Source organism: Actinomycetospora sp. (genome assembly GCF_055612215.1).
In genome coordinates, this window is sequence record NZ_JBVPVA010000475.1 from 1 (window position 1) to 3,262 (window position 3,262).

Below are 3,262 nucleotides of genomic sequence, written 5' to 3' on the forward strand. Positions count from 1 at the left end.
CTCGGCGAGCCCCAGCGCTCCTACCCGGTGATCCACGTCGCCGGGACCAACGGCAAGTCCTCGGTCACGCGCATGATCGACGCGCTGCTCACCCGGATCGGCCCGCGCACCGGGCGCTACACCAGCCCGCACCTGCAGCGCGTCACCGAGCGGATCGCGCTCGACGGCCGGTCGATCTCGGCGCGTCGCTACGTCGACACCTGGCGCGAGATCGCGCCCTACGTCGGCGTGGTCGACCGGGCCCGCGACGCCGTCGACGGCGTGCACTGCTCCAAGTTCGAGGTCCTCACGGCGATGGCGTTCGCCGCCTTCGCCGACGCCCCGGTCGACGTCGCGGTCCTGGAGACCGGGCTCGGCGGCTCGTGGGACGCCACGAACGTCGCCGACGCCGCCGTCGCCGCGATCACCCCGATCGGCCTGGACCACCAGAACTACCTCGGCTCGGACATCACCGGGATCGCCCGGGAGAAGGCCGGGATCATCAAGCCGGGCTCGGTGGCACTGCTCGCCCAGCAGACCCCCGAGGTGGCGCAGGTGCTGCTCGAGCGCGCCGTCGAGGTCGACGCCGAGGTGGCCCGCGCCGGCGTCGAGTTCGGGGTGCTGGAGCGCTCGGTCGCCGTCGGCGGCCAGCAGCTGCGCCTGCGGGGGCTCGCCGGCGAGTACGACGACATCTACCTCCCGCTCTTCGGCGAGCACCAGGCCGGCAACGCCGCCCTCGCCCTCGCCGCGGTCGAGGCCTTCTTCGGGGCCGGCGAGTCGCGCCGCCTCGACCTCGAGGCCGTCCGCGACGCCTTCGCCGCGGTCCGCGTCCCCGGCCGCCTCGAGCGGCTGCGCTCGGCGCCCACCGTGGTCGTCGACGCCGCCCACAACCCGCACGGCGCCGCCGCCGCCGCGGCCGCGGTCCGGGCCGAGTTCTCCTTCCGGAAGCTCATCGGCGTCGTCGCGATCATGGGTGACAAGGACGCCGACGGGATCCTCGCCGCCCTCGAGCCGGTCCTCGACGAGATCGTCGTGACCGGCATGTCCTCCCCGCGGGCCCTCGACCCCGACGAGCTCGGCGGCCTCGCCGTCGGCCGGTTCGGCGCCGAGCGGGTCGTCGTCGAGACCCGCATGGACGCGGCCCTCGAGACCGCGATCACGATGGCCGAGGAGACCTCCGACGACGACGAGCCCGTCGCCGGTGGCGGGGTGCTGGTCATCGGCTCGGTCGTGGCGGCGGGAGAGGCCCGCACCCTCCTGGGACGGGAGCCCTCGTGAGCGAGCAGCAGGACGTCGCGCCGCGCCCGCCCGACGCCCGCCGGGCCTTCCGCGGCCCCGCCAGCGCCTGCCTCGTCCTCGAGGCCATCGCGGTCCCGCTCGTGCTGCCCGTGATGGCGCGCGTCGAGGGCGGGATCACCCCGCTCAAGCTGGCCCTGGTCCTCGTCCTGACCGTCGGCATGATCGTCGGCTGCGTCGTGATCCTGCGGCCCTGGGGCCTCGCCTTCGCCGTCGGCCTGCAGGTCCTCATGCTGCTCGGGTTCGTGCTCTCGGCCTCGCTCGGCCTGATGGGCCTGATCTTCTGCCTCGTCTGGGGGCTCATGCTCTGGATGCGCCGCGAGGTGATCCGGCGCCAGGCCACCTGGCCCACCGCCTGAGGCCGCTCGTCCAGCGCGGCTGATCGGGCGACCCTTGGCCTCGAGCACGCCCGGCGGCCTCGAGCCGCGGCACTACTGGTGACTAGAGACCTAGGACCCTAGGGTTGGGTTGATGGTGTCGCAACGTCAGCAGTTCAACGTGACGCTTCGGGCCGATCTGGTGCGACGGGTCAAGCATCACGCGATCGACGTGCAGCTGTCGTTGTCTGATCTGGTCGCCCGAGCCCTCGAGACCACGCTGTCCGCCCAGGAGGAACCCGTGACGACAGCCGACGACCAGAGCCCGGGCCTGCGGCTGCGCCCGATGGTGCACGTCCAGGACATGTCCGCCTCGGTCGCCTTCTACGAACAGCTCGGCGCGCAGGTGCTGCACGGCAGCCGCGACGGCGACTGGGTGCTGCTCGCGCTCGGCGACGACCGGATCGGGCTGCTCGCTCACCCACCCAACCCCGAGCAGCACGAAGGAGCCGTGGAGCTGAACTTCGAAGCCACCGAACCGCTCGAAGCGCTCGAAGCACGGCTGCGGGCCGGCGGAGCCACGATCACCCGGCCCACCAGCGACGAAGCCTTCGGCCGTCAGCTTCAACTGGCCAGCCCCGACGGGCTACTGGTCAAGATCGACGAACTGGACCCCAGCCTTTACAGCTCACCGCGCACCACGACTGATGGTCCCCAGCCCAGTCGTCACTGACGAACAGCACCGTGTTCCACTTCCTCAGCGGTCCGGGGCTCCAGGCTCGCGGAGTGATCACCAGGCGGCGGCTACCGATCACCGAGCCCGGCCCATGCTCGTCCCGGTCAACTCCCAGGCTCACGGTCCGGCCGCGCTAGGCAGTTGATCATGCCGAGGGCACCGAGCCGAAGTGGTGCCCTCAGCATGATCAACTGCCTAGCGGCGCGACCTCGGAATGCCCTCGGGAGGGGTCACGCGTCGATATCGCCGTCCGGGGTGGCCGGGCGCCGGGGGCGGCACCGCGGCCGGTGCTCGTCGCGGGCTCGACGGAGGCGACCGCGGGCGGTCCGGGCGGAACCGGATCGGCCGGTCGCCGCGTCGAAGTCCCGTGGACCTCGAACGCCCCTTCCGGAACGCCGACGCCGTGGCGTCGGGAGCGCTCTCGCGTCATCACCTGGCGGACGGGACCTTCCGTGAGTTGTTCCGCGGCGTGTCCTTCCGCGCCGATCGGACGGTGACCACGGCGATCCGTGCGGCCGGCGCAGCACTGCTGCACGCCGACGCCGTCGTGGGCGGCCTCGGCGCTGCTGCGCTCTGGGACGTCGACGTGGCCCCCGCGGACACCACCGTGGACCTGTTCGTCGGCCGCTCGCGCTGGCGTTCCGTGCCCGGGGTCCGTGTGCAGCGGGTCGTCGTCCCGGCAGCAGAGATCGCCGTGGTCCGCGGGGTCCGCATCACGTCACCGGCGCGGACGGCCCTGAACCTCGCGCGGTGGCTGCCCCGCGACCAGGCGGTCGTCGTCGTGGACGCCCTCCTTCGAGCGACCGACACGGACGTCGACGCCGTCCGTGCCGTCGCGGAGGAGCACGAGGGCGAGCGTGGTACGGCGGGGGTCGGGCGCGTGCTGGCGTGGGTGGACCCGCGGAGCCCGTCGCCGGGCGCGTCGCGGCTGCGG

The 3,262-nt window shown here is 73.1% G+C and carries 4 protein-coding genes; all 4 read left to right on the plus strand.

The features are described 5' to 3' along the window. A partial coding sequence (locus AC0CYZ_RS13230) for a bifunctional folylpolyglutamate synthase/dihydrofolate synthase (protein WP_472216002.1) occupies positions 1 to 1,257 on the plus strand: 1,257 nt, incomplete at its 5' end. Then, complete coding sequence (locus tag AC0CYZ_RS13235; RefSeq protein ID WP_472216004.1) at positions 1,254 to 1,634, plus strand: DUF4233 domain-containing protein; 381 nt, start codon at positions 1,254 to 1,256, stop codon at positions 1,632 to 1,634. The genes AC0CYZ_RS13230 and AC0CYZ_RS13235, both read left to right, overlap by 4 nt. 112 nt (positions 1,635 to 1,746) lie before the next feature. Beyond that, entirely contained in the window at positions 1,747 to 2,325 is a 579-nt protein-coding gene (locus AC0CYZ_RS13240) for a VOC family protein (protein ID WP_472216006.1), read from the plus strand. Positions 2,326 to 2,695: 370 nt separating this feature from the next. After that, positions 2,696 to 3,262 (plus strand): hypothetical protein (locus AC0CYZ_RS13245; RefSeq protein ID WP_472216008.1); only part of this gene is annotated, 567 nt, incomplete at its 3' end.

What these genes read in the sequence shown, in the direction of transcription:
- AC0CYZ_RS13240 (WP_472216006.1), top strand. Translation starts at nt 1,747, where the DNA reads ATGGTGTCGCAACGTCAGCAGTTCAACGTGACGCTTCGGGCCGATCTG.